This window comes from Pseudomonas fulva, from assembly GCF_023517795.1.
GTDB lineage: Bacteria > Pseudomonadota > Gammaproteobacteria > Pseudomonadales > Pseudomonadaceae > Aquipseudomonas > Aquipseudomonas fulva_D.
Genome location: NZ_CP082928.1, coordinates 1,338,589 through 1,362,653 on the forward strand (window position 1 = coordinate 1,338,589; position 24,065 = coordinate 1,362,653).

General features: G+C 62.2%; 19 protein-coding genes and 1 tRNA gene. 7 read left to right on the forward strand and 13 right to left on the reverse strand.

From position 1 onward, the window contains the following. The first annotated feature begins 200 nt into the window (after nucleotides 1–200). Nucleotides 201–4,367 (forward strand): sensor domain-containing protein, encoded by a 4,167-nt coding sequence (locus K8U54_RS06080; protein ID WP_249909304.1) that lies wholly within the window; start codon nucleotides 201–203, stop codon nucleotides 4,365–4,367. Nucleotides 4,368–4,490: 123 nt separating this feature from the next. Continuing rightward, a complete protein-coding gene (gene glyA, locus K8U54_RS06085; RefSeq protein WP_249909305.1) occupies nucleotides 4,491–5,744 on the forward strand; it encodes a serine hydroxymethyltransferase in 1,254 nt (417 codons plus the stop codon). Between the two features lie 878 nt (nucleotides 5,745–6,622). Here glyA and K8U54_RS06090 read toward each other — a convergent pair. Beyond that, the gene (locus K8U54_RS06090; protein ID WP_075929268.1) at nucleotides 6,623–7,006 is read right to left on the reverse strand and encodes a hypothetical protein; all 384 of its coding nucleotides are present in this window, start codon (nucleotides 7,004–7,006) and stop codon (nucleotides 6,623–6,625) included. 188 nt (nucleotides 7,007–7,194) lie between these two features. Between K8U54_RS06090 and K8U54_RS06095 the strand changes: the two genes are divergently transcribed. Next, a complete protein-coding gene (locus K8U54_RS06095; RefSeq protein WP_249909306.1) occupies nucleotides 7,195–8,826 on the forward strand; it encodes an ATP-binding response regulator in 1,632 nt (543 codons plus the stop codon). Here K8U54_RS06095 and K8U54_RS06100 read toward each other — a convergent pair. From K8U54_RS06100 to K8U54_RS06120, 5 genes are all read right to left on the reverse strand, one after another. Further along, nucleotides 8,823–9,476: a LuxR C-terminal-related transcriptional regulator gene (locus K8U54_RS06100; RefSeq protein WP_249909307.1), complete on the reverse strand. Its 654-nt coding sequence runs from the start codon at nucleotides 9,474–9,476 to the stop codon at nucleotides 8,823–8,825. The genes K8U54_RS06095 and K8U54_RS06100 overlap by 4 nt on opposite strands. Before the next feature lie 153 nt (nucleotides 9,477–9,629). Further along, nucleotides 9,630–10,220: an acyltransferase gene (locus K8U54_RS06105; protein WP_249909308.1), complete on the reverse strand. Its 591-nt coding sequence runs from the start codon at nucleotides 10,218–10,220 to the stop codon at nucleotides 9,630–9,632. A 114-nt stretch (nucleotides 10,221–10,334) separates the two neighbouring features. Beyond that, nucleotides 10,335–11,297 (reverse strand): L-histidine N(alpha)-methyltransferase, encoded by a 963-nt coding sequence (gene egtD, locus K8U54_RS06110; protein ID WP_249909309.1) that lies wholly within the window; start codon nucleotides 11,295–11,297, stop codon nucleotides 10,335–10,337. Between the two features lie 2 nt (nucleotides 11,298–11,299). Beyond that, entirely contained in the window at nucleotides 11,300–12,583 is a 1,284-nt protein-coding gene (gene egtB / locus K8U54_RS06115) for an ergothioneine biosynthesis protein EgtB (protein WP_249909310.1), read from the reverse strand. Between the two features lie 245 nt (nucleotides 12,584–12,828). Then, a complete protein-coding gene (locus K8U54_RS06120; RefSeq protein WP_249909311.1) occupies nucleotides 12,829–13,356 on the reverse strand; it encodes a BRO-N domain-containing protein in 528 nt (175 codons plus the stop codon). Nucleotides 13,357–13,451: 95 nt separating this feature from the next. Here K8U54_RS06120 and K8U54_RS06125 point away from each other — a divergent pair, with 95 nt between their 5' ends. After that, on the forward strand, nucleotides 13,452–13,724 hold the full coding sequence (locus tag K8U54_RS06125; RefSeq protein ID WP_249909312.1) for a helix-turn-helix domain-containing protein: 273 nt from the start codon (nucleotides 13,452–13,454) through the stop codon (nucleotides 13,722–13,724). A gap of 149 nt (nucleotides 13,725–13,873) precedes the next feature. Here the strand turns inward: K8U54_RS06125 and K8U54_RS06130 are convergent, their stop codons facing one another. From K8U54_RS06130 to K8U54_RS06160, 7 genes are all read right to left on the reverse strand, one after another. Beyond that, entirely contained in the window at nucleotides 13,874–15,913 is a 2,040-nt protein-coding gene (locus K8U54_RS06130) for a hypothetical protein (RefSeq protein WP_249909313.1), read from the reverse strand. 193 nt (nucleotides 15,914–16,106) lie between these two features. Next, nucleotides 16,107–16,877, reverse strand: coding sequence for a nuclease-related domain-containing protein (locus K8U54_RS06135; protein WP_249910407.1), 771 nt, complete (start codon nucleotides 16,875–16,877; stop codon nucleotides 16,107–16,109). A gap of 306 nt (nucleotides 16,878–17,183) precedes the next feature. After that, the gene (locus K8U54_RS06140; protein WP_249909314.1) at nucleotides 17,184–17,816 is read right to left on the reverse strand and encodes a CHAP domain-containing protein; all 633 of its coding nucleotides are present in this window, start codon (nucleotides 17,814–17,816) and stop codon (nucleotides 17,184–17,186) included. A gap of 37 nt (nucleotides 17,817–17,853) precedes the next feature. Then, nucleotides 17,854–18,360: a hypothetical protein gene (locus K8U54_RS06145; protein WP_249909315.1), complete on the reverse strand. Its 507-nt coding sequence runs from the start codon at nucleotides 18,358–18,360 to the stop codon at nucleotides 17,854–17,856. Nucleotides 18,361–18,434: 74 nt separating this feature from the next. Next, a complete protein-coding gene (locus K8U54_RS06150; RefSeq protein WP_249909316.1) occupies nucleotides 18,435–19,466 on the reverse strand; it encodes a hypothetical protein in 1,032 nt (343 codons plus the stop codon). An 11-nt stretch (nucleotides 19,467–19,477) separates the two neighbouring features. Next, a complete protein-coding gene (locus tag K8U54_RS06155; protein ID WP_249909317.1) occupies nucleotides 19,478–20,005 on the reverse strand; it encodes a PAAR domain-containing protein in 528 nt (175 codons plus the stop codon). Between the two features lie 306 nt (nucleotides 20,006–20,311). Continuing rightward, nucleotides 20,312–20,388: transfer RNA gene (locus K8U54_RS06160), tRNA-Ile, on the reverse strand. 284 nt (nucleotides 20,389–20,672) lie between these two features. Here K8U54_RS06160 and K8U54_RS06165 point away from each other — a divergent pair. From K8U54_RS06165 to K8U54_RS06175, 3 genes are all read left to right on the forward strand, one after another. Further along, a complete protein-coding gene (locus K8U54_RS06165; protein WP_249909318.1) occupies nucleotides 20,673–22,160 on the forward strand; it encodes a GGDEF domain-containing protein in 1,488 nt (495 codons plus the stop codon). A gap of 168 nt (nucleotides 22,161–22,328) precedes the next feature. Then, entirely contained in the window at nucleotides 22,329–23,630 is a 1,302-nt protein-coding gene (locus K8U54_RS06170) for a flavin-containing monooxygenase (protein WP_249909319.1), read from the forward strand. Beyond that, nucleotides 23,630–24,055 (forward strand): RidA family protein, encoded by a 426-nt coding sequence (locus K8U54_RS06175; RefSeq protein ID WP_070884426.1) that lies wholly within the window; start codon nucleotides 23,630–23,632, stop codon nucleotides 24,053–24,055. Before K8U54_RS06170 ends, K8U54_RS06175 begins: the two co-directional genes overlap by 1 nt. Nucleotides 24,056–24,065: the final 10 nt, after the last annotated feature.

Sequence of the window (24,065 nt, forward strand, 5' to 3'; positions counted from 1 at the left end):
AGAGTAGCAAGTGTGCGACATTCGTCGCCTGGGCTGGCACTTCGCCACATTTGTGGCATGCTAGCCGCCCTGGGAAGCGGACGCCCCTGAACACCCTTTTTTGCAGCACCACCTGCCTACTCGACCCCGCCGTTGCAGGACGTCATCACGTGTCAGCCGCCGAAACCAATCGCCCCCAGCGCGATACCACGATCATTCCCATGCGTCGTTCCCTCAAGGGCGCGCTGGTCGTGCTGGTACTCGGGTTACTGGTGCTGCTGTTCTGGCAACTGCAATTCGAGTTCCGCCAGTTGAAGGACGACCAGCGCGCCCTCAACCTGGCGGTCAGCGAACAACTGGCCAAGCAACTGAGCCTGAGCATGGCCTCGATGGCCAACGCCGGCTCAGCGGTGCTGCACGCCACCCGCGAGCCGCTGGATTCCGTCGACCAGCAGCAACGCTACCTGGACAACCTGCGCGTGGTGTTCCCGACCCTGCGGGGCCTCGCCCATCTGGATGCCAGCGGGCAGCCGCGGCCAGGCAGCAGCCTGGCGCAAGCCGAACAGGCGCTGCTCGCCGAGTTGATCGGCCGCAGCAGCAAGCACAGCTATTACTACGTATTCGACCCGATCGATGGCGGCCATCTCGACCTGCTGCTGCGCGTCGACGACGGCTACTGGGCGCTTCAGCTCGATGCCAGCGCCCTTAGCGGCTGGCTGCTCAAGGCGCCTCAGGAAGACGTTTCCTGGCAACTCGAGGACGCCACCAATCAGCGGGTGATCGCCGACTCGCGCGGCGTCAGCGCCGAGGAGCGCAATTACCCGTCGGTCACCGCGGCCAACCAGGCGCAGACCATCGTGCTGCAAGACCTGCCCGGCTCCGACTGGCAACTGCGCGCGATGCTCGATGAAAGCAAGGTGCAGGCCCAGGTGCTGCCGGAGATGCTCGGCAAGATCCTGCTGTTCACCCTGTGCAGCCTGCTCACCCTGTTCGCCCTCTACCGCCTGGTGCGTGAACAGGGCCAGTTGCACGCCCTCAACGCCGCCTCGCGGCGTTCGCTGCATCAGGCCGCCAGCGCCTTGAGCGCCATCGAGGAGCGGGTGCTGGTCACCGACGCGACCGGCCGCCTGACCTATCTCAACCCCCAGGCCGAAGCGATGTTCGGCCTGACCACCCAGCACGCCCGCCAGTGGCACCTGCTCGAACTGCTGCCAGGCCTCGACCCGCTGCTGCTGCACGCCACGGCCTTTCACAGCGACCAGGGCCCGGACGTGGTGGAAATCCGCCAGAATGGCCAGACCCGCCTGTTCACCATCACCCGCAGCGACCTGCGCGACGCCTCCCGCCAGCTGGGTTTCGTCTGGGTGCTGCGCGACGTCACCGAGCAGCAGCAGGCCACCCGCGTGCTGCAGGAAACCCGTCGCCGCTACCAGGACATCTTCGACGGCACCGGCACGGCGCTGTGCGTGCTCGACCTCGCCAGCCTCTATCACTTCCTGCGCGATCAGGGCCTGAACAGCGGCGCCGAACTGAAACCCTGGCTGGACGCCAACCCGCAGCGCCATGGTGAGCTGCTGCAGCACATGCGCTTCACCGAAACCAACCAGATCGCCCTGCGCCTGCTCGGCGTGAGCACCACCGAACAGGCCTGGGAGCAACTGATCAACCGCGGCGCGGTGCGCGCCGACGGCTTCCGCGCCCAGCTCAGCGCGGCCTTGCTCGATGGCGGCGGCCACCTGGAACTGGAAAGCCACATCGAAGGCGCCAACGGCATCACCCGCCACCTGTGGCTGGTGATGCGCCTACCGGAAAGCCCCGAGGACCTGCACGCGGTCGCCCTGAGCATCAGCGATATCACCAGCCGCAAGCGCATGGAGCTGTCGCTGGTCGAACGCGAGCGTTTCTGGTCCGAGGTGGTGCGTGCGGTGCCGGACACCCTGTACGTCACCGACCTGCCCACCCGCACGCTGCTGTTCAGCAACCACGACTTCGCCAGCCGCCTGGGCTATGACGACAACTCCGTACGCGGCAAGGGCGACGACTGGTGGAGGCTGATCGTCCACCCCGATGACCACGACCTGCACGAGCGCGTGCGCAACCAGCAGCGCGTGCTGGGCAACGGCGTGCTGCTCGAATCGCAGCTGCGCGTGCGCCACAGTGACGGCTCCTGGCGCTGGTTCAGCATCACCGAGCAGGCCCTGGCGCGTGACGCCAACGGCTGGGTGAGCCGCCTGATCAGCGTGGCCAAGGACATCACCGGGCAGATCGCCCGCAACGAATCGCTGCGCGAGAACGAACACCGCTACCGCATGCTCGCCGAGAGCATCAGCGATGTGATCTTCTCCACCGACAGCCAGTTGAACCTCAACTACGTCAGCCCCTCGGTGCAGACCGTGCTGGGTTACTCAGCCGCCTGGGTGCAGACCCACGGCTTCGGCGGCCTGGCCACCAACCCGCAGCAACTCGCCGCGGTGTACGCCCTGCTCGAACGCATCCGTGGCGCCCTCGGCGTGCACCAGCAAATGCACGAGCTGCGCCAGACCCTCACCCCGCAGTTGTTCATCCTCGACTTCCTGCGTGCCGACGGCCGCAAGATTCCCGTGGAGCTGCGCCTGGTGCCGATGTGGGACGACAACGGCAAGTTCGAAGGCCTGCTCGGCGTGGGCCGCGACGTGGCCCAGCAGCGGCGCGCCGAGAAGGACCTGCGCATGGCCGCCACGGTGTTCGAGCACTCCACGGCGGCGATCCTGGTCACCGACCCGGCGGGCTACATCGTGCAGGTCAACAATGCCTTCAGCCGGGTCAGCGGCTACAGCGCCGAGCAGGTGCTCGACCAACTGCCGGGCATGCTCACTGCCGACAGCCAGCAGAGCACGCACCTGCATTACGTGCTCAACCAGCTGCACCAGCGCGGCACCTGGGAAGGCGAAATCTGGCTCAAGCGCCGCGACGGCGAGAACTTCCCGGCGTGGGTCGGCATCACCGCCGTGCACGATGAGGAAGGCGACCTGGTCAGCTACGTGTGCTTCTTCAGCGACATCAGCGAGCGCAAGGCCAGCGAGCAGCGCATCCATCGCCTGGCCTACTACGACGCCCTGACCCAGCTGCCCAACCGCACGCTGTTCCAGGACCGCCTGCACACCGCCCTGCAGCACGCCGAGCGGCACCGCGAGTGGGTGGTGCTGATGTTCCTCGACCTCGACCGCTTCAAGCCGATCAACGATTCCCTCGGCCACGCCGCCGGCGACCGCATGCTCAAGGACGTGGCCGTGCGCCTGGCCGCCTGCGTGGGCGAAGACGACACCGTGGCACGCATGGGCGGCGACGAGTTCACCCTGCTGCTGCGCTCCAGCGCCAGCCGCGACACGGCCCTGCACCGCGCCATCCACGTCGCCGAGCAGATTCTCGCCAGCCTGGCCCAGGCCTTCGTGCTCGAAGGCCGCGAGTTCTTCGTCACCGCCAGCATAGGCATCGCTCTCGGCCCGCAGGACGGCAACGAGCCGAGCCAGCTGATGAAGAACGCCGACACCGCCATGTACCACGCCAAGGAGCGCGGCAAGAACAACTTCCAGTTCTACCAGGCGGACATGAACGCCAGCGCCCTCGAGCGCCTGGAGCTCGAAGGCGACCTGCGCCACGCGCTGGAACAGGGCCAATTCCTGCTCCACTACCAGCCGCAGTTCTCCGGCAACGGCAAGCGCCTGACCGGCGTCGAGGCGCTGCTGCGCTGGCAGCATCCCACGCGCGGCCTGGTGGCGCCCGATGCGTTCATCCCGGTGCTCGAAGAACTCGGCCTGGTGGTGCAGGTCGGCGACTGGGTGCTGGCCGAAGCCTGCCGCCAGCTGAGCATCTGGCACCACAACAAGATCCGCGTGCCGAAAGTGTCGGTGAACCTCTCGGCCCGCCAGTTCAGCGACGGCGACCTGCGCCAGCGCATCGAACGCATCCTCACCGACAGCCGCATCCCGGCGGCGTGCCTGGAGCTGGAACTGACCGAAAGCATCCTCATGCAGGACGTCGGCGCCGCGCTGCAGACCCTCACCGACCTGAAGAACCTCGGGGTGTGCATCGCCATCGACGATTTCGGCACCGGCTACTCGTCGCTCAACTACCTCAAGCAGTTCCCCATCGACGTGCTGAAGATCGACCGCAGCTTCGTCGACGGCCTGCCCCAGGGCGAGCAGGACGGACAGATCGCCCGGGCCATCATCGCCATGGCCCACAGCCTGAACATGTCGGTGATCGCCGAGGGCGTGGAGACCCAGGAGCAGCTCGACTTCCTGCGTACCCACGACTGCGACGAGGTGCAGGGCTACCTGCTGGGCCGGCCGATGGCCGCTCACCGCTTCGAGGCGCAATTCTGCGGGCGCAGCCTGTTCACGGTTTAGCGAGGCGCGCGTCGTGAGCGCCACTTGTCCCGCTCATGATCACGCTTCATATGCCTGGTCAGCTCGGATGCGGTAGAATCCGCCCCCTATTTCTTCCGCCCAGCTGACTTTCAGGGGATTGCCATGTTCAGCCGTGATTTGACCATTGCCAAGTACGACGCCGAGCTCTTCGAAGCCATGCAGCAAGAAGCTCTGCGCCAGGAAGAGCACATCGAGCTGATCGCCTCGGAAAACTACACCAGCCCAGCGGTGATGGAAGCCCAGGGCAGCGTACTGACCAACAAGTACGCCGAAGGCTACCCGGGCAAGCGTTACTACGGTGGCTGCGAGTACGTCGACGTGGTCGAGCAACTGGCCATCGACCGCGCCAAGGAACTGTTCGGCGCCGATTACGCCAACGTTCAGCCACACGCCGGTTCGCAAGCCAACGCCGCCGTCTACCTGGCCCTGCTGAGCGCCGGTGACACCATCCTGGGCATGAGCCTGGCCCACGGCGGCCACCTGACCCACGGCGCCAGCGTTTCCTCCTCCGGCAAGCTGTACAACGCCATCCAGTACGGCATCGACGCCAACGGCCTGATCGACTACGACGAAGTCGAGCGCCTGGCCGTCGAGCACAAGCCGAAGATGATCGTCGCCGGTTTCTCCGCCTATTCCCAGGTGCTGGACTTCCCGCGCTTCCGCGCCATCGCCGACAAGGTTGGTGCTTACCTGTTCGTCGACATGGCCCACGTGGCCGGCCTGGTTGCCGCTGGCGTGTACCCCAACCCGGTGCCGTTCGCCGACGTGGTCACCACCACCACCCACAAGACCCTGCGCGGCCCGCGCGGCGGCCTGATCCTCGCCCGCGCCAATGCCGACATCGAGAAGAAGCTGAACTCCGCCGTTTTCCCGGGTGCCCAGGGCGGCCCGCTGGAGCACGTCATCGCCGCCAAGGCAATCTGCTTCAAGGAAGCCCTGCAGCCCGAGTTCAAGGCTTACCAGCAGCAAGTGGTGAAGAACGCCCAGGCCATGGCCGAAGTGTTCATCGAGCGCGGCTTCGACGTGGTGTCCGGCGGCACCCAGAACCACCTGTTCCTGCTCTCGCTGATCAAGCAGGAAATCTCCGGTAAGGACGCCGACGCTGCTCTGGGCAAGGCCTACATCACCGTCAACAAGAACTCGGTCCCGAACGACCCGCGCTCGCCGTTCGTCACCTCGGGCCTGCGTTTCGGCACCCCGGCCGTCACCACCCGTGGTTTCAAGGAAGCCGAGTGCCGCGAACTGGCCGGCTGGATCTGCGACATCCTCGCCGACCTGAACAACGAAGCGGTGATCGACGCCGTTCGCGAGAAGGTCAAGGCCATCTGCGCCAAGCTGCCGGTCTACGGCAAGTAAGCGTCAGCGCAGCAATGAAGAGCCCGGCTGATGCCGGGCTTTTTTTATGCCTGCGGGAAAATGTGCTGGCGACAAGCCCGCTCCCGCGTAGAAGCCCCGACCATGGACGAAAGGCAGTCACGCCACAATATCCCTGCGTACCAACCATCGCTTCGTGCCGCGGGCGACGCTCCCACAAGGGCCGCGACAACCACACCCATGTGGGAGCCCCGACCCTGGGCGAATGGCAGCCACGCCACAATATCCCTGCGTACCAACCATCGCTTGGCGCCGCGGGCGACGCTCCCACAAAAGCAGCGGCGACACCCCCTCGCGTAGGAGCCCCGACCCGGGGCGAATGGCGGCCGCGCCGCAATATCCCTGCGTACCAACCATCGCTTCGCGCCGCGGGCGACGCTCCCACAAAAGCAGCGGCGACACCCCCTCGCGTAGGAGCCCCGACCCGGGGCGAATGGTGGCCGCGCCGCAATATCCCTGCGCGCCAACCATCGCTTCGCGCCGGGGGCGACGCTCCCACAAAAAGCGGCTATACCCACCATCGCGTAGGAGCCCCGACCCGGGGCGAATGGCAGCCACACCGCAACATCCCTGCGCGCCAACCATCGCTTCGCGCCGGGGGCGGCGCTCCCACAAAAAAGCGGCTACATCCACGATCGCGTAGGAGCCCCGACGCGGGGCGAATGGCAGCCACGCCACACTATCCCTGCGTACCAACCATCGCTTCGCGCCGGGGCGGCGCTCCCACAAAAGCCGCGCTAACCGCCCTCGCGTAGAAGCCCCGATCCGGGACGAATGTCGGCCGCAACGAAAAAACCGCGCAATGGCGCGGCTTCTTCGGCGGGTCTTTCCAACGGGGTTGCGCGGCTAGGCCGCTTCCATCAACGCGATGCCGCGGCCGGTGCAACTGCCGCGGTGCAAGGCGAACCTGCGCCCAGGCCGGCGGTCATGCTTTCGACGTTGTTGAGCACGTCGTTGCCCTGGTTGACGCGCTGAGCCTTCTCGGCGGCATCCATACGCTGGGCATAGGTAGTGGAGTTGCCCTGCATGCTCTGCTGGGTTTCCAGCACGGAGTTGGCGATGCTCAGCAGGCTGCGGCCCGTGGAGATCAGGCTGTCGGAGGTGCTCGGCGTGCACGGTGCGGCGCCATTGGCCACCTGGGAGCTATGCAGCCCCTGGCTTTGCGTGTTCTGCGGCAGGCACCCGGCGAGTGTGGCCAGTACTGGGACAAAAAGCAGAGCCCCAAGCGTTCCTTTGATACTCATGTCTGTTCCCTCGATCACTGGGCTCCGGCCTGGTGCCGAAGCGATGGCGGGGATTCTAGGAAGCGTGCCTGCGCGGCGGAATAGTACGGGTGTGCTAGAGGCACTTTGCACCCCACGCGCGCCTTGCACCACCGAGCGGCGGCGGCCTATGGTGGGCGGATATCCGCGTTAGCGCACAGGGAACCGTCATGCTGGCCACCGCATCTCCACAATACGATGTCGAACGCGCCCAGGCGGTGGTACGCCTGATCATCGCGCCGATCGCCATCGGCTACACCCTGCTGATGCACCTGCGCTCGGCCATAGACCCCACGCTGGCCGGTTGGATCCTGCTGCTCGAGTGCCTGTTCCTGGCCGCGTCCCTGGCCCTGTGGATCGATATCCGCCGGCGCCCCGGCAACCACCCGGTGCGCCGCGTGCTGACCATGCTCAGCGACTACACCTGCATCACCCTGACGATCGGTATCGGCGGCGAACCGATGCTGCCGGTCTACGCCATCCTGATCTGGGTCACGGTGGGCTACGGCCTGCGCTACGGCTCCAGCTACCTGCTGCTGGCGACCGTGCTGGCCACCCTGTCGCTGCTGATCATTGCCAGCATCTCGGCCTACTGGCAGTCGCAGCCTTACCTGATCGTCACCTTGCTGCTCACCACCCTGATGGTGCCGGCTTACATGCACGCCCTGCTCAAGCGCTCGCGCCTGGCCGCCGAAGCCGAGCAGGCGGCCAACCGCGCCAAGTCGCAGTTCCTCGCCCAGGCCAGCCATGACCTGCGCCAGCCCATCCACTCCATCAGCCTGTTCACCGCCTGCCTGCGCGACAGCAGCCTGGACGGCGAGCAGCACCGCCTGGTGGAGAACATCGACAAGTCCCTGAACAGCGTCGCCCGGCTGTTCCGCACCATCCTCGACATGTACTCGCTGGACAGCGGCAAGGTGGTCGCCCATATGGAGCCCCTGCCGCTGCAGGGCCTGCTGCGCCAGTTGATCCAGCAGAACCTCGAGGCCGCGCGCTGGGCCGGCGTGGAGATCCGCCTGCACTGCCCGGACGTCCATGTGCACGCCGACCAGGGCCTGTTGACCACCATGCTGCAGAACCTGCTCACCAACGCCCTCAAGTACGCGCCGGGAAAGCCCATGCTGATCGGCTGCCGGCGGCGCGGCGCGCATCTCTCCATCGAGCTCTACGACAAGGGCCGTGGCATCGCCGAGGCGCACTTGGACAACATCTTCGAGGAGTTCTACCGGGTACGCCAGGCCCGCGACAGCGACGTGGAAGGCATGGGCCTGGGGCTGACCATCGTGCGCCGCCTGGGCACGCTGATGAACCTGCAGGTGCGCATCCGCTCGGTGGAGGGCAAAGGCACCCTGGCCGCCATCGACGGCCTGCAGCTGGTCAGCGCGCCCGCCCGGCAGACAGCAGCACCACCGACCAGGTCCCAGGCGCCGAGCATGCTCGACGGCCTGCGCGTGTGCCTGATCGAGGATGACCACAACGTGCTGCTGGCCACCGCCACCCTGCTGAAGAAATGGGGCTGCGTGGTCGACACCCATACCTCGCTGCCCGACGTGGCGGCGGATATCGACCTGGTGGTGACCGACTTCGACCTCGGCCTGGAGGCCTCCGGCGCCGACTGCATCGCCCATGTGCGCGCCCTCGCCGCCCGCCAGGTGCAAGCCATCATCATGACCGGCCACGACGTGCGCCGGGTGCAGGAAGCAGTGGGCGACGAGCAGATCCCGATCCTCTCCAAACCCGTGCAACCGGCCGAACTGCGCTCCCTGCTGGTAGCGCTGAAACTCAAGGCGCGGGCGGCCTAGCGCAGCCCCGCCTTGGCCGCCATGGCCGCCGCCGCGGCGCGGCTGCTGACATCCAGCGTGCGCATCAGCGCCGACACATGGATGCGCACGGTAAAGGGCGAGATATCCAGCTCGCGGGCGATTTCCTTGTTGGCCAGGCCGCGCACCAGCAGGCGCAGCACGTCCTGCTGCCGCGGCGTCAGCTGCTCCAGCAGGTGCCGAGACTCGGCAAAAGCCGGCACGCCGGCCGGCCCCAGGGTCAGCACGAATTCCCCGTCACGCACCGCCTGCAACGCCTCGGCGATCTCGTCGGGCGGCGTCGCCTTGCCGATAAAGCCATCGGCCCCCGCCGCCATCACCTCGTCGATCAACCCGCGGTTGTCGACCATCGACACGATCACGATGGAGCTGCGCGTGAAGCGCTGACGCAAGGCACCGATGGCCTCCGGCGATTGCCCGGGGAACAGCAGGTCGAGCATGAACAGGCTCGGTGGCGCCCCGGCAGCGGCGAGGGTCAGCACCTCGTCCATATCCCCGGCCTCGAGAATGCAGGCATGGGGAAACACCCGCTGCGCGATACGGCTCAAGCCGTCGCGGAACACCGGGTGATCATCGGCCACGATGATGCGTTCTTGCGCGGATCGTTCGAGGATGGGAGGCGTGTGGGTCATGGGCTCAGACTAAGGTCATCTAGCCAAGCGCGCCAGCACTGGTTCACAGACTGGCGCGATAAGGCGCGGGACCGTTCGCTGCGGGCGTAGTGCTGGCGGCCTGGATACGCCCCGGCGAACCATGGCAGCGACGCCCCCGGTTCACTGGCCGCCTTACCAGCCCATATTGAAATGGATACCCGGGCTGAAGCTGAACCTCGGATCGGCGACGATCAGCTCGTCCTTGCCCTTCTCCCTGGCCACGCGCACGTTGAAAGATTGCGGTTCGACAATTTTCTCAAGCGACGCACGGCTCGCCGCCTCGATGATCGCCGGGTTCTTGACCCACTCATCGACGCTGGCCGGGGCCAGGGTGAAGCTCACGGTCCAGGCGCCGGACAGGGCCGGCGGCAGGTCGCCCTCGGCATCTTCGCCGATGACCTCGATGTCGCTGATCTGGTAGCTGTCCGTGTAGCAGAAGCCGGAGCGTTCGGCGTCGTACTCGGCCTGGCCCTTCTCGGTCAGCTGGTAGCCATCGGCGCTCTGCGCGATAAAGCCGATGTCCTCGAATGGCCGGGTAATAGCGCCGTTGCTGCTGGCCAGGGAGGGCGGAATCGGGAAGCTCTTGAACAGTGTCGAGGTGGCGCAGCCTTTGCGGGAAATGCTGTCGGCCAAGGTTTTGGATATTTCCGACTCCGACGGCGCGCTTTGCCCACAGGCGGCGATCAGGGCGGACAGGGTGACGAGGGTTAGCAAGCGTTGCAAAGTTGGCATCCTTTTCGAGTGTATGTGCAGTCGGCGCAGCGCCCGAAGGTGACCGGGCCCGCCGTGCCGATGCTTACAGACACCATCGCCGCGCATTGGTTGCCGACGCGCCCCTCACTCGCGACGCAGAAAATGCACGCTGAACAGCTGCGCCGGGTCGCGCCACATGGCCACCGAGGCAAAGCCGCATTCGCCTGCCAAGGCACAGAAGCCGCTCGGCGTGTACTTGTAGGAGTTCTCGGTGTGCAGGGTTTCGCCGGCGGCGAAGTCGAACACCTGATCCTCGATGCGCACCTGCTGCGCCTGCCGGCTGACCAGGTGCATCTCGATGCGCGAGGCCTGCTCGTTGTAGAACGCCCGGTGCTCGAAGCGCCGCGGGTCGATATCGCTGTCCAGCTCGGTGCGGATGCGCTCGAGCAGGTTGAGGTTGAACAGCGCGGTGACCCCGGCCGCATCGTTATAGGCACGCTCCAGCACCTCGCGGCTCTTCACCAGATCCACGCCGATCAGCAAGCCACTGCCGGCCGGCAACGCCTGGTGCAGATTGCGCAGAAAGCCGCGCGCCTCATCCGGGTCGAAATTGCCGATGCTGGAACCCGGAAAGAACGCCAGCGGCCGCTGCCCCAGCGCCTCGGCGGGCAGCTTCAGCGGCTGGCTGAAGTCGGCGCACAGCGCATGCACGTCCAGCCAGCGGTAGTCGGCGGCCAGGCGCCGCGTGCAGATATCCAGAAACTCGCGGGAAATATCGATGCCCAGGTAGCGCGCCGGGCGCAGGGCCTCGAGCAGCAGGCGAATCTTGCGGCTGGCGCCACTGCCCAACTCCACCAGGCTGGCGTTGCGCCCGGCCAGTTCGGCGATGGCGCCTGCCGACAGGCGCAGGATGATTTCCTCGGTGCGCGTCGGGTAGTACTCCGGCTGCTGGCAGATCAGCTCGAACAGCTGGGAGCCGCGGTGATCGTAGAAGAACTTCGGCGACATCGCCTTCGGGCTGGCCGCGAAGCCGCGCAGGGCTTCCTCGCGCAGCGCCTGTGTTTCCGGGCTCAGGGATTGTGCTTGGGTACGGATTGCCAGTGCCATGCTCAGAGCTCCTTGGCCAGGCGCAGGCCGGAGAACTGCCAGCGCATGGTGGGGTAGAAGAAGTTGCGATAGGTGGGCCGCACATGGTCTTCCGGCGTGGCGCAGCAGCCGCCGCGCAACACCATCTGCCCGGACATGAACTTGCCGTTGTACTCGCCCAGGCTGCCGCCCAGCGGACGAAAGCCGGGGTACGGCCGGTAGGCGCTGGCGGTCCATTCCCACACATCGCCATACAGCTGCTGCAGGCCATCGCCCTGCCCCGCCGCCACCGGCTGCAGGTGATCGTTCTCGACGAAATTGCCCCACAGCGGCTCGTCCTGGGCGGCGACTTCCCACTCCTCCTCGCGGGGCAAGCGCGCCTGGGCCCAAGTGGCGAAGGCCTCGGCCTCGAAGTAGCTGAGGTGGCAGACCGGCGCAGCCAGATCCAGCTCGCGGGGCCCGCCCAGGGTCAGTTCCAGCCAGTCATCACCCTCGCGCTGCCAATACAGCGGCGCCTGCCAGCCGGCGCGCTGGATATGATCCCAGCCGTCCGCCAGCCACAGCGCCGTGCTGCGATAACCACCGTCGCGGATGAACTCCAGATACTCGCCATTGCTCACCGGCCGATTAGCCAGCTGAAACGCCTCGAGGAACACCCGATGCTGCGGCCGCTCGCAGTCGAAGGCGAAGCCCTCACCGCTAAAACCGACCTGACGCAGCCCGGCGGGAAACTCGGTCCAGCGCAGCTCGCTGGCCGCCGCGCCGCCCGGTTTGAGGTCATGCCGGTAAACCGGCCGCAGCGGGTTCTGCGCCAGGATGTGCTTGATATCCATCAGCAGCAGCTCCTGATGCTGCTGCTCGTGCTCCAGCCCCAGCGCGACCCGCTGCAGCACCTCGTCGGGCAGCTCACCTCCGCGCTCGCTGAACAGCTGCTCCATGGCCAGATCGACATGGCTGCGATAGGCATACACCTCGCTCACCGTCGGCCGCGACAACAGCCCCCGCCGCGCCCGCTCGAAGGGCGTGCCGTGGGTCTTGTAGTAGGAGTTGAAAAGATGGTCGTAGCGCTCGTCCAGTGGGCGGTAGCCCGGCAGGAACGGCTGCAGCACGAAGGCCTCGAAGAACCAGGTGACATGGGCCAGATGCCACTTGGGCGGGCTCACGTCCGGCATGCTCTGGATCACATAATCCTCGGCCTCCAGCGGCTCGCAGAGCCGCTCACTGGCGGCGCGTACGCGCTGGTAACGCTGCCATAACTGTTCGACGTGCAGTGGTGAGGTGGCGATCCTGCTGGTGCGGTCTCGCATAACACGCATCCTGTGTCGGCGCCGCGAAACGCGACGGTTCTAGAGCCGACTGGATGGGGGTGGGAAAGGTTCAGGGAAACTGACGTGCTCGATGGCGAGCACGAAAACGATCAGCAAATGCATGTCGATCTGTTGACGGCTATAAGGCGTGCGGCTGAAGAACTGTCCACGGTTCGGCTAACGAACCGGTGCCTATCTGTATGCAGGCGAGAGGTAATCGAGGCCCATGCCCCGATAGGTGGCTGTCAGCCCGCCGTCCTGGCTCGGAAACGTCCACGCCACCAGCGCGCCAACCATGATGGAAACTCGCGTGGCGCTAGGTGTGCCTGCCGATGAAAGCGAGGTAACTCGTGCAGCGCGATCCACAACTGCCCCTGCCACTCCAGCAGATTGACCTGCTGGTTCCCCCAGACCATCAGGCATCGGGATGGCCCTTGATCCGCCCTCGCCTCACTGTCGCGCAGCGCCGGTAACGCCACCTGGCTAAGCCAACGGCGTAGGTGCCGATTTTCCGGATGCGAAAAGCGCCACAACGCCCGGTACATACCCGACTCGCTAAGCACCTCCACCGCCTCCAGCTGCCCACTGGCCAGCTGAAAATGCACCACCCGCACTTGGTCGGCATCCATCAACCGACAGATCCGTTCCGGGTGGCGATGCCCCAGCAACCGCGCGAACTCGCGGGCACAGACCCAGGGCTGGCGATCGATCATCACACCGCGCAATGGGCGGCGATGGCGCATCAGTACAGTGGGGGTAAGGGCTTCTTCCATAAGGCCTCCATTGGCTAAAGCTAAATATCTGAAAATCAGATAACTGAAGATTAGATATACCGTACCTGTCCTGTCAACGGACGGATGCGCCTCCTGTGGAAAAGTCGGTTTACCGAGACGAAAACCTAGTTTTCTTGAAATTGCTCAAACAGTGCCGGGTCGAGGCGGGGCTGACCCAGGGCGACTTCGCCAAAGCGCTTGACCGCCCACAGTCGTTTGTCAGCGACGTAGAGCGCGGGCTGCGCCGGTTGGACCTGATACAGCTGCGGGATGTTTGTCAGGTGCTGGGCACTAGCTTGAGCAGCTTTGTGCAGCGCTTTGAGGATGAGTTGTCTGATGATAGTGATGGGGACAAAGGGAAGAGCTAAGGCATCGGGAAGTGGCGCATCCAGAGCGGTGTAGCACTACCAGAGGAAAATAAATCTGTTTCTCGATTCCGCTGATTGTCGATGGATAGACCACAGCTTACGGCCGTAAACCGTGGTCTGTCCCTGATTATTCCTGATTATTCTAATGACTATAGCAGACCTGGAACTTTACTCAGCCTCGTGTAGAACCATGAATAGCTATTCAGGAACTCGTCTCTATCTATTACAGGTACGGGTTTAGCGTGCGCTTCATAACGCCTAGCGATATTTATAGTGTCCATATTCATATCAAATCGATCTAGTTTTTTTTCGAAAGTTGGACCAAAGTCTTCCCAGTTAGCCTTGAAAATAGGTTTAAGATCCGATAGAAAAAGCTCGTTTATTGCATCTTGAGGCCTCCGGCCTACAAAAAGCTGGCTGTTGTCCAGCTTTCCGGGGCGCGTCTTCAAACAGGAAATTATTCGATCGGAGATAAGCTTGTCATCAAATCCATACTTAAAGCCTAAGAGCATTAATATAAATTTTCTGAGCCCAACTTCGATTTCGGTTCGCTTTTCGAAGAGTAGCGAAAGATCTTCCAGGTTTGCTTGTTCAGGTAAGGCTTCTAACGGCAAATCCCCTCTTTTGAATGGGGAAATTGCTTTTTTATACTCATCACCATAGGTGACCAAAAAGTCTTTGAGGTCACGAATGGCAAATTCGCCGCTATGTTGATGAACCAGGCCGTACCTCACAAAAGGTATAGCTTTTTCAGGTGTTTCTTTAAGGAAATCCAAAAAGAATTCCTTATTACCTTCAGCTAGAAGATGTAGTAAATCATACTCGTCGGTGTGCCACCATACGAGTGACAATAATATATCTTTTATCGGCTGGGAAATTCTATTTCGGATGGTTTCATGTTGCGTCTTAAAGTTATCTTCCGTGACTTCTATTTTTTTATCAACGGGGACGTCTCCTAGGCTTCTTTCAACCTCGCTACATGCTAGCCGTATTAAATAAGGATGACCGCCATAAATTTGCTGCAGATGATCATAGCAACTTTCATTAAATGTGAGACCAGAGTATTTTCCTATTGATCGCACCATATCCCTTACATCTGGTCGGCCGAGAGCTTCAAGATAATAGGGGACTGCTAGCTGAAATATAGGGTTTTGAATGTGGTCAAAATGGGAGTGTTCGACACTTGAAGGGTTAACCCCGGCAACAATAAAGACTAGAGCCCCTTCAGTTTCCTGAGATACAGAGCGAATCGTTTGCCAGAACGGGACAAAATCTTCATCCCAGTGCTGGCCAAGGCTATTGCTAAGTCCGGGAGTTATAAATTCAACCTCATCAAAAAGAAAAGTAATCTGGCTGAATAGCTTGAATCCAAAAAGTCGCTTAATCAATCTATTAAAATCATTGGCCGCAAAGTTTTTAGTGTAACCTCCTTCGTCTATTATTTTTTTGCCATATATTGATAGCATGCTTTGACATAGGCGATAAGATAACTCTTGTAAAAGCTGCCACCAGCGCATTCCATATATACCAGGCCCATGGCAGTCGATGTACTCCACTAAATAATCTTTTCCGGCAAGTCTTCTTTGAAGAGCGTAGAGAACAGACGTTTTCCCTGTCTTGCGAAGACCGAAAATACCTGAATTTTCTCTTCGCGATATGCGTTGCACCACTTCTTGAACAAGCGGGTCTCTGCCATAGAAATACTTATCATTCTTTATTGGGGACGACATGCCGAAAAGATCGAAGGTACCTATTCTCTCAGCCAGCCTTGACCTAATAAAGAAATCTCCACGCTGTGGGTTTTTAAGCTCCTCTGCCTGAATCGCTACAATAATCCAATCGTTCGTCTGCTTCAAAAGATCAGCAGTCGCTTCAGAGTCACCCTCATGGATAATTAACGCTACAACTTTGTCAACCCTGTGGCGAAAGTCTGGGGACTTTGAGATATTCTCAAGATTTGTTAATGTTCGAGCATCGGTTTTAGAGTGAGGAGAATACAGAAGAATAACTTCTTTTTGTAGACCGAAACGCTCGCCTACACTTTTTTTTGCAGCACAGAGCCACATATATTGGCCGCCATGCTGATTTCCAAAAGTGATGTCGAATGCTTCATTTAGTGCATTAGCTAGTTTTTGCTGCTCAGGATATTGAACAAAAAAGCGCTCCTGCGCTTCAGTCTTTATGCTCATGCCATAATCCTTTAATAGAAGTAAACAAAGTCGAATGGTGGCTCTTAATTCCCAGCATGAGTGGGACGCCATCTGGCGCTAAATTCCATAACACTGTTATGACTCTCGTGCAGTTAGATTTTGGCTTATCAGGAAATGGGGGGCAGATTTATTTACGAGCGCGTGCTTAACGCTGGTCCCTTGATTCTATCTCTCAAAGACTTTGCATCGTCCGACACTTTGGAAACCCCGAACACTCCCAAAGCTGCTGTCCCGACTTCGGCCCCGTCTTCACCGTGCCAATCCGCAGAGTATTACCGCATTTCGGGCATTGCCGCTCGGCATTCAGGTCGTTACGACGCTTCAGGCTCTGCACGTGCTCGCGGTGCGTTGCGAGCGTCGGCACGCGGCGGCCGGTTTGCAGGGCTTGCAGCATGGCGTCGACTTCAGCCTCGCTGAATAGCGGCTGCTGGAATGACTTGATATAGCGGATAAAGCCGATGCCCTGGGTCACGTTAGCCGGAATTTCGGTTTTGAAGCTGCTGCCGCCAACGAAAGTGATGACCGAGTGCAGATGCTCGGGGCTGACGCCTAGGGTGGCTTCCAGTGCTTTGAGGTGTTTGTAGTTCTGCCGCAGTGGGTTCTGGAATTTGAAGCTGCGCTTGCGAAATCTCTGCGTCCACTGCGCCTGCTTCTCGCTACCGAAGATCCAGCCGCTCATGTTCTTCGTTTCCAGCACGAAGATGCCGTAGGGCGAGAGAAAGACGTGGTCGATCTGCGTGGTGCCGTCAGGCGTATTCAGGGTGACGTTATGCAGGCGGCGGTAGGTGCGCTCATCCAGTTGCCTGTGGGCGAAGAAACGCACCAGCAGCTCGCCGATATGGCCCTTGGCCCATGGCGATTTGAGCAGGCCGATCAGCAGGGCCGCGGGGATGAACCAGGCCAGCATGCCCCAGACCTGGCCGATAATAGGGCTGTAATCCATTTTCTTCCTTGAGCCGAGCGACTTGCAGAGCGCCCGGTTGCAGGGCGTGCAGCTGTGCCGAAATCCAAAAGCCTGGCACTGGCGCGGATAATGGCTAATTGCCGTCAATGACTCAAGGGGGTTGCGACCATAGTTCTAGGGTCGATGGCTCCGGCTCTATCACTGCATGAGCCGATTAGGCGCGTTATTCGGCTCATTCAATGAGCCGAAGAAACCAACACGCAGCAACAAAGGGAGACATTAGGCGCCCCGTCAAGGTGACGTAGCCCCAATGGTGCTGCTCGACTCGTTATTAAGCGTTTGGGTTCACAGAGATGTAGGCAGTACTGCTTGCTCTGCGGGTGGCAGGCGTAGCCAGCCGAGTACCCGTGCCTGTTCGATATACCAGCGGCCGTCACGCTGGACCAACGGTAAGTCTTCCCTTGAGCTGGCAAAGGGGCCAGGGTTTTGTTGGGCGATTTGCAGGGTGCCGCTGCCGACGCTGGCGATGATCGCGACGTGGCCGTAACGGTTAAGCAATGACGGAGCGAATACCAGCAGGTCTTCAGCCTGTGGTGGTTCGCTGCTGCCATTATGGAACTGCTGCATGGCGCGTTTGGCGTTCAGGCTGCCATCGTCAAGGCGGGGGTCGAAAAAGTCCTTGGCGTGGCCGTAGGTGTCGGGCATACGGTGGCCGTGGCGCTCGAAGTAGTAGCGTTTGACGAACTCGACACACTGGTAACGCAGGCCGAGATTGTAACCGTCCGCGCTCAGGTTTCGGCCTTGGACGCTATTGACCCCGCCGTTGTAGTAAATGGCCACGCCATTGAGCGCATCCAGTTGCTCGCCGACTGCATGTTGGCTGTTAGGATTTACGCGAGTGCCTGCGGCATACAGTGACAGGGCTAGCAGCGGTAGCAATGCGGCGATAGCGAGCAGCGTAAGTCGGCGTTTGTTCATGCTGAGCCCTGTCCCTGGGTGATGGTGCTGAGTGCGGTCAGCGCGCTTTACGTTCGCGCGCGTCTATCTCGGCAAAGGCTTGCCGGTGTATGGCCTGCGAAGCGTAATCGCCGACTATTTCCTTGGCACTCTTGCCGGTGAGATTGCCGCCCGTCTGGGCGTCGCGCGAAAACGTGATGGCAAAGCGTCTGCCCGCTAGCTCCAGATAGAGGTAGTAGTAGTCCTCGGGCTTGTTGGGTTCGGCGAATGCACTGAAGGCATAGCGAATGCGCTGGCTGAGGTCGGGAGGATTCAGTATCAGTGCTTGGGTATCTATGCCCTCAAGATGGCCTTGGTCAAAGGCCTCGGCTGCAGCATAAGGAAGCTCGGCCACCTGTTCGCGAGTGAAGGGCTTAGGCTGACTGCGCAGCATGGTGACATTGCTGGCGCTGCCATCTGCTTCGATATTGCGCGGTTTGTACATACCACTAAGAAACCACTGGCTAGCGTCGAACATTTCTTCGATTTCAAAACCACCGTAATACATCTGGATTTTCTTGGGCATTTCGCCCTCCTTGGCATGTAGATAGAACCCGGTCGCCAGGCTCGCGAGCAGGACCATGCTCCATATCACACGCTTCATTGCGGTTTGTATTCCAACAGAGTGGCCGGCACACCAGTGGGTGAGTCGCCAGCTCGCACGGGGCGGACCGCGCCCTCTGCATCCAATGGGTAGCCGATGGACTGAGCATACTCATCACGACTATTGGCGTGGCGTGTAAGTGCCTCATCTTCCTTACTGGCAGTTTTGATAGGTGGTGTGGGAGCGGGCTCATTCGGAAGCTGAGCGCTAGCATTATTGCTGGCCTGCCGGTGTGCGACCAAACGTCTGTGATAGTCGTTTAGCCTGTGCCTGTATGCTCTCATTGCCTGCGCGTCGGCGTTTACTTTGTTGCGGGCGTTAGTTAGCCCTGCCCGATCATTAGCATCTCCATAGGTCTGGTCATAGTTGCTGCGCCGTGGGAACGCCCACACCGTGGCCCTGCTCGTGTTGGCGATAAGTTGAGCCAGGCTTTGTTCGTAACATGGGTCTTCACCCTCAGCCACATAGACGTCTGCATTGATGCCGAGGCCGGTCCGGCAAGCGTATGAGTAGATCTTGGCCCTCAGGTCGAAGGCTTCGGGGTTGAGCATTCGGGCCTGAGCATCGCGCATACGATAGCTGTCGGCCTTGCCCAACTCATAACCAAACTCGATGGCGCCCACCAGACCATGGGCAAACAGGTCGAGCTGCTTGATCTCGCGATTTTTGCTGATGCGTAAGTTGATGAAGTCGATCAAGTGGGCGATGGAGTCCAGCTCGCGATATTTAGCGCCATAGCGTGTTTCAACCAACTCTTTTACGGCATCGAGCAAGGAACGTTCGTAGTCATCGGTGAAAATCAGAAAAATACGCTGGATGGCGTCGTTTGCGCTTGCGGGTGGGTAGTGGCGAATTTGCCGAATACCCTGGTTGATAAAGCGCATCTTGTTGCCTTTCTGGCCACGCAGCTTCTCCATCAGGGTCATGTGCGAGGCGCCGACTACGGTAATGAAGTCTTGCTGAAGAGCAACCGGGATTTGCTGTATTCCATGTTGGGCGCTGGTCTGGCCCTGGTGGGGTGCTGTCATCGCATCTGTCCTTAGAAGCTAATGCCCTTTTGCCTGAGGTAGGTGGCTGCGTCTCGGCCCCAGCGAACGGTCACGGCTTGCGGGTCTTGGGTGAATACCCGCTCGGTGTTGCCGTAAGCATTCGTATACCCCACGAATCGTTGGCCATCGGCGCACTCCACACAGTAGAGCGCATCCTCTACAGGCTGACCGCTATTGCTGTCTACCAGTTGGTACTGCTCACTGTGCCTCGGCAGGATTTCAGGCGCGACGAACGGGGCACTGCCCCACTGTGTGCCAACTAGGACATCGCCCGAGCCGGTGATGATGATCCCGCCGTGAGCGGTGGCGCTGCCTAAAAAGGCAATGGGTTTGCCGTTGACCAGAATGTTTGCGATGCCTTCGGTCACCGTATCACCGCAGGCGGTACTATCGCCGACTCTCAACGCGGGTAGATTGTTGATCAGCACGTCGGGTGAGCCGCTGGTGGTTGGGTTGGTGCCATGCCCTGGGCGCGGGCATGCATTCAAATCGCTAAGGCGCGAGGCAGGTTTAGCCATTTCAAACATCCTTGTAAATCGGAGCAGGATAGTGTGCCTCAGAGGAGATTTTCCTACTGTGGTTAAGTTCACTGTTGACTAAGACCAAAGCAGTGAATGGGTGCAGGCCTTCTATCGTCTATGGGCCCGCTATCGTTTGCCAGCTCACTCCAGAGGCCTGACAGGATAGGAACGCACAGAGTCTGAAGGCTCAGGAGGCAGTTGACCGGCGTTGAGCATCCGGGCGCTGTGAGCGTAGAAGCGCTGGAGAATGCCGGTAATCCCGCATCCAGACGGACAAAGCCGCGCAATGCGCGGCTTTAGAGGTGGTGGGCCCACACGGACTCGAACCGTGGACCAAAGGATTATGAGTCCTCTGCTCTAACCAACTGAGCTATAGGCCCCCAGAAGGCTGGCGGAGTATACCGATGCACTCTGCCGAGTGCCAATCCGATGCGCCGCGGCTTGTTCGGAGGGCGGAACGGAGACTGCCGGTGGCAAACGATTGCGTGCCCGCGCGCAGCAAAACCACGTGCAATCCCCCCGTCGCTTTGTTCATAATTTGCACGACGTTCCTATCCGCCGTGCCCGCTCACGCTGACGATACGGGCCCAATCAGCCTAGCCAGGCCCGTACCTTGACGAGTCAGACCTCCAAGATCGCTCACCTAAGACGCCTGGTCGCGATCATGACCAGTGTGGTGGGTGTGGCCGTGTTGCTGCTCACCTACCTGCAGGTGGAGTGGGACAGGCGCGAGGCGCTGCGCCAGAACGTGGCCGATATGGAGAACCTGTCGGCGGCGCTGACCCGGCAGGCGGAGTCGACCATCCGTGATGCCCATACGGTGCTGATCGGCATCCAGCGCAAGCTGCAGATTTCCGGCTATGGCGCCGAGAACCTGCACGAAGTGCTCGAGGTGGCGCGCGCCCAGTCGGCGATCCTGGCCGACGTGGAGGGCTTCACCGTACTCGATGCCGGCGGTCGCCCGCTGCTCACCACGGTGCCCAACGCCACCCTCCGTTTTACGGCGCAGGACCGCGACTACTTCAGGGTACACAGCACCGATCAGGTGACCGGCCTGTACATCGGCGCCCCCATCCAGAGCCGCCTGAGTGGCGATTGGGTGATTGCCCTGACGCTGCGCCTGAGCGACGCCAACGGCGAGTTTCGTGGCGTGGTGCTGGCCACCCTGCTGGTCCAGCACTTCGTGGACTTCTACCGCAGCATCGATGTCGGCAGCCAGGGCGTGATCGGCATGGTCAAGCGTGACGGCACCCTGCTGGTCAGGTCGCGAGAATCCGCCCAGAACGCTGGCCTGGACATGTCCCGCAGCCCGGTGCTGCGCGCGGTCAATGAAGACGGGGTGAAGCGCGGCAGCATGGTGCTCACGGCGATGATCGACGGCGTGAAGCGCATCTACGGCTTCGATACCAGCGCCGAATACCCGATCCTGGTAGGCGCCTCGCTGGGCGAGGAGCAGGCGATGGCCGCCTGGCGCACCCGTGCGCTGCAGACCTGGTCGCTGAGCGGCGGCGTGCTGGTGATCCTGCTCTCCATGGGCTGGCTGATCTGGCGCGCACTGGGTCGCCAGGGGCGGATGGAAGCGCGTCTGCAGAGCATGCACCGCGACCTGGCGCTGGCCAACCACGCGCTGCAGATCATCGCTGGCGAGGATGCCCTGACCGGCCTGGCCAACCGCCGGCGCCTGGACGAAGCGCTGCGCGCGGCCTTCCAGTTCGCCGCCGCTCAGCGCCAACCGCTGTCGTTCGTGCTGCTGGACGTCGACCATTTCAAGCGTTTCAACGACCAGTACGGCCACCCGGCCGGCGACGAGGCGCTCAAACAGGTAGCCGCGGTGCTCAAGCAGCATGCCCGGCGCAGCGCGGACACCACCGCACGTTACGGCGGGGAGGAGCTGGCGCTGATTCTGCCGGGTGCCGAAAGCGCCTCGGCCATGGCGGTTGCCGAACGCATTCGCGCCGATGTCGAAGCGTTGGCGATCGCCAACCAGGGCTCGCCCTACGCCACCCTGACCCTGAGCGTCGGCGTCGCCTCGTGCATGCCCGGGCAGACGATGCAGACGCCTGCCGACCTGGTCGCCGCCGCGGATGTCGCCCTGTACGCCGCCAAGAGCGAAGGCCGCAACCGCGTGAAGCTGAGCGAACAGCCCGCCTGATCCGCCCGGTGGCGATGCCCAGCTTTTTGCTGGGCAACGACTACAAAAACGCTAATTTCGCTATCCCCCACCTCTGAACACAATGGCCACAACGCACGAACGGCTCGTGCGCCCGGCCAGGGCCATCCCTGGGCGAGGGCGCCCGGCCTCCTTCAGAGGGACGCAACGATGGCTGTCGAAACAACCCGAACAGACACCCTGGTGGTGGGCGCCGGCCAGGCCGGCGTGGCGATGAGCGAGCACCTGACCAAACTCGGTGTGCCGCACCTGGTGCTGGAACGCGAACGCATCGCCGAGCGCTGGCGCAGCATGCGCTGGGATTCGCTGGTGGCCAACGGCCCGGCCTGGCATGACCGCTTCCCCGGCCTGGAATTCGACATCGACGACGACGCCTTTCCGGGCAAGGAACAGGTGGCCGCCTACTTCGAAGCTTATGCGCGCCGCTTCGATGCGCCGATCCGCACCGGCGTGGAAGTGTACAAGGTTCGTCGCAACGCCAATCGCCCCGGCTTTACCGTGGAAACCTCCGAGGGCTTGATCGAGGCCAACCGCGTGGTGGCCGCCACCGGCCCCTTCCAGCGCCCGGTGATTCCGGCCATCGCCCCGCAGGATGCGCGCCTCACGCAGATCCACTCCGCCGACTACCGCAACCCGCAGCAATTGCCCGCCGGCGCCGTGCTGGTGGTGGGCGCCGGCTCCTCGGGCACGCAGATCGCCGATGAGCTGATGCAGTCCGGCCGCCAGGTGTACCTCTCCGTCGGCGCCCACGACCGGCCACCGCGCAGCTACCGCAACCGGGATTTCTGCTGGTGGCTCGGCGTGCTCGGCGAATGGGACCTGGAGACGCCGAAGGCCGGCCGCGAGCACGTGACCATCGCGGTCAGCGGCGCCCATGGCGGCAAGACCATCGACTTCCGCCGCCTGGCCCACCAGGGCATGACCCTGGTCGGCCTGACCCGCTCGTTCGACGACGGGGTGGTGCAGTTCGCCGACGACCTGGCCGACAACATCCGCCGCGGCGACGAGAACTACCTGGCGCTGCTCGATGCGGCGGACGCCTATGTGAAACGTAACGGCCTGGACCTGCCGGAAGAACCCGAGGCGCGCGTGATCCCGGCCGATCCGGCGTGCATGAGCGAGCCGCTGCGCGAACTGGACCTGATCGCGGCCGGGGTTACCTCGATCATCTGGGCGACCGGTTTCGCCACCGATTTCAGCTGGCTGGAAGCCGACACCTTCGACGCCAACGGCAAGCCCCAGCACCAGCGCGGCGTGTCCCGCGAGCCGGGCATCTATTTCCTCGGCCTGCCGTGGCTGTCGCGCCGCGGCTCGTCGTTCATCTGGGGCGTGTGGCACGACGCCAAGCACGTTGCCGACCATATCGCCACACAGCGCAAGTACAGCGCCTATCGCGATGCCGAACAGCGTCACGCGGACGCGACCATCACCCGCCTGCAGGGAGTCAACTGATGCCCACCCATACCCGTATCCGCATGTTCAACACCAAGGACACCTACCCCAACCAGGCCCTGGACAACGACCTCTGCCAGGCCGTGCGTGCCGGGAACACGGTGTACGTGCGTGGCCAGGTCGGCACCGATTTCGACGGCAACCTGGTCGGCCTCGGCGACCCGCAGGCGCAGACCGAACAGGCGATGAAGAACCTCAAGCAGCTGCTCGAAGAAGCCGGCAGCGACCTGTCCCATATCGTCAAGACCACCACCTACATCATCGACCCGCGCTACCGCGAGCCGGTGTACAAGGAGGTCGGCAAATGGCTCAAGGGCGTGTTCCCGATCTCCACCGGGCTGGTGGTCTCGGCCCTCGGCCAGCCGCAGTGGCTGATGGAGATCGACGTGATCGCGGTGATCCCGGACGACTGGCCGGCCCAGTAAGGAGGCGTGC

What these genes read in the sequence shown, in the direction of transcription:
- K8U54_RS06080 (WP_249909304.1), top strand. Translation starts at nt 201, where the DNA reads ATGCGTCGTTCCCTCAAGGGCGCGCTGGTCGTGCTGGTACTCGGGTTA.
- glyA (WP_249909305.1), top strand. Translation starts at nt 4,491, where the DNA reads ATGTTCAGCCGTGATTTGACCATTGCCAAGTACGACGCCGAGCTCTTC.
- K8U54_RS06090 (WP_075929268.1), bottom strand. Translation starts at nt 7,006, where the DNA reads ATGAGTATCAAAGGAACGCTTGGGGCTCTGCTTTTTGTCCCAGTACTG.
- K8U54_RS06095 (WP_249909306.1), top strand. Translation starts at nt 7,195, where the DNA reads ATGCTGGCCACCGCATCTCCACAATACGATGTCGAACGCGCCCAGGCG.
- K8U54_RS06100 (WP_249909307.1), bottom strand. Translation starts at nt 9,476, where the DNA reads ATGACCCACACGCCTCCCATCCTCGAACGATCCGCGCAAGAACGCATC.
- egtD (WP_249909309.1), bottom strand. Translation starts at nt 11,297, where the DNA reads ATGGCACTGGCAATCCGTACCCAAGCACAATCCCTGAGCCCGGAAACA.
- egtB (WP_249909310.1), bottom strand. Translation starts at nt 12,583, where the DNA reads ATGCGAGACCGCACCAGCAGGATCGCCACCTCACCACTGCACGTCGAA.
- K8U54_RS06120 (WP_249909311.1), bottom strand. Translation starts at nt 13,356, where the DNA reads ATGGAAGAAGCCCTTACCCCCACTGTACTGATGCGCCATCGCCGCCCA.
- K8U54_RS06130 (WP_249909313.1), bottom strand. Translation starts at nt 15,913, where the DNA reads ATGAGCATAAAGACTGAAGCGCAGGAGCGCTTTTTTGTTCAATATCCT.
- K8U54_RS06135 (WP_249910407.1), bottom strand. Translation starts at nt 16,877, where the DNA reads ATGGATTACAGCCCTATTATCGGCCAGGTCTGGGGCATGCTGGCCTGG.
- K8U54_RS06140 (WP_249909314.1), bottom strand. Translation starts at nt 17,816, where the DNA reads ATGAACAAACGCCGACTTACGCTGCTCGCTATCGCCGCATTGCTACCG.
- K8U54_RS06145 (WP_249909315.1), bottom strand. Translation starts at nt 18,360, where the DNA reads ATGCCCAAGAAAATCCAGATGTATTACGGTGGTTTTGAAATCGAAGAA.
- K8U54_RS06150 (WP_249909316.1), bottom strand. Translation starts at nt 19,466, where the DNA reads ATGACAGCACCCCACCAGGGCCAGACCAGCGCCCAACATGGAATACAG.
- K8U54_RS06155 (WP_249909317.1), bottom strand. Translation starts at nt 20,005, where the DNA reads ATGGCTAAACCTGCCTCGCGCCTTAGCGATTTGAATGCATGCCCGCGC.
- K8U54_RS06165 (WP_249909318.1), top strand. Translation starts at nt 20,673, where the DNA reads ATGACCAGTGTGGTGGGTGTGGCCGTGTTGCTGCTCACCTACCTGCAG.
- K8U54_RS06170 (WP_249909319.1), top strand. Translation starts at nt 22,329, where the DNA reads ATGGCTGTCGAAACAACCCGAACAGACACCCTGGTGGTGGGCGCCGGC.
- K8U54_RS06175 (WP_070884426.1), top strand. Translation starts at nt 23,630, where the DNA reads ATGCCCACCCATACCCGTATCCGCATGTTCAACACCAAGGACACCTAC.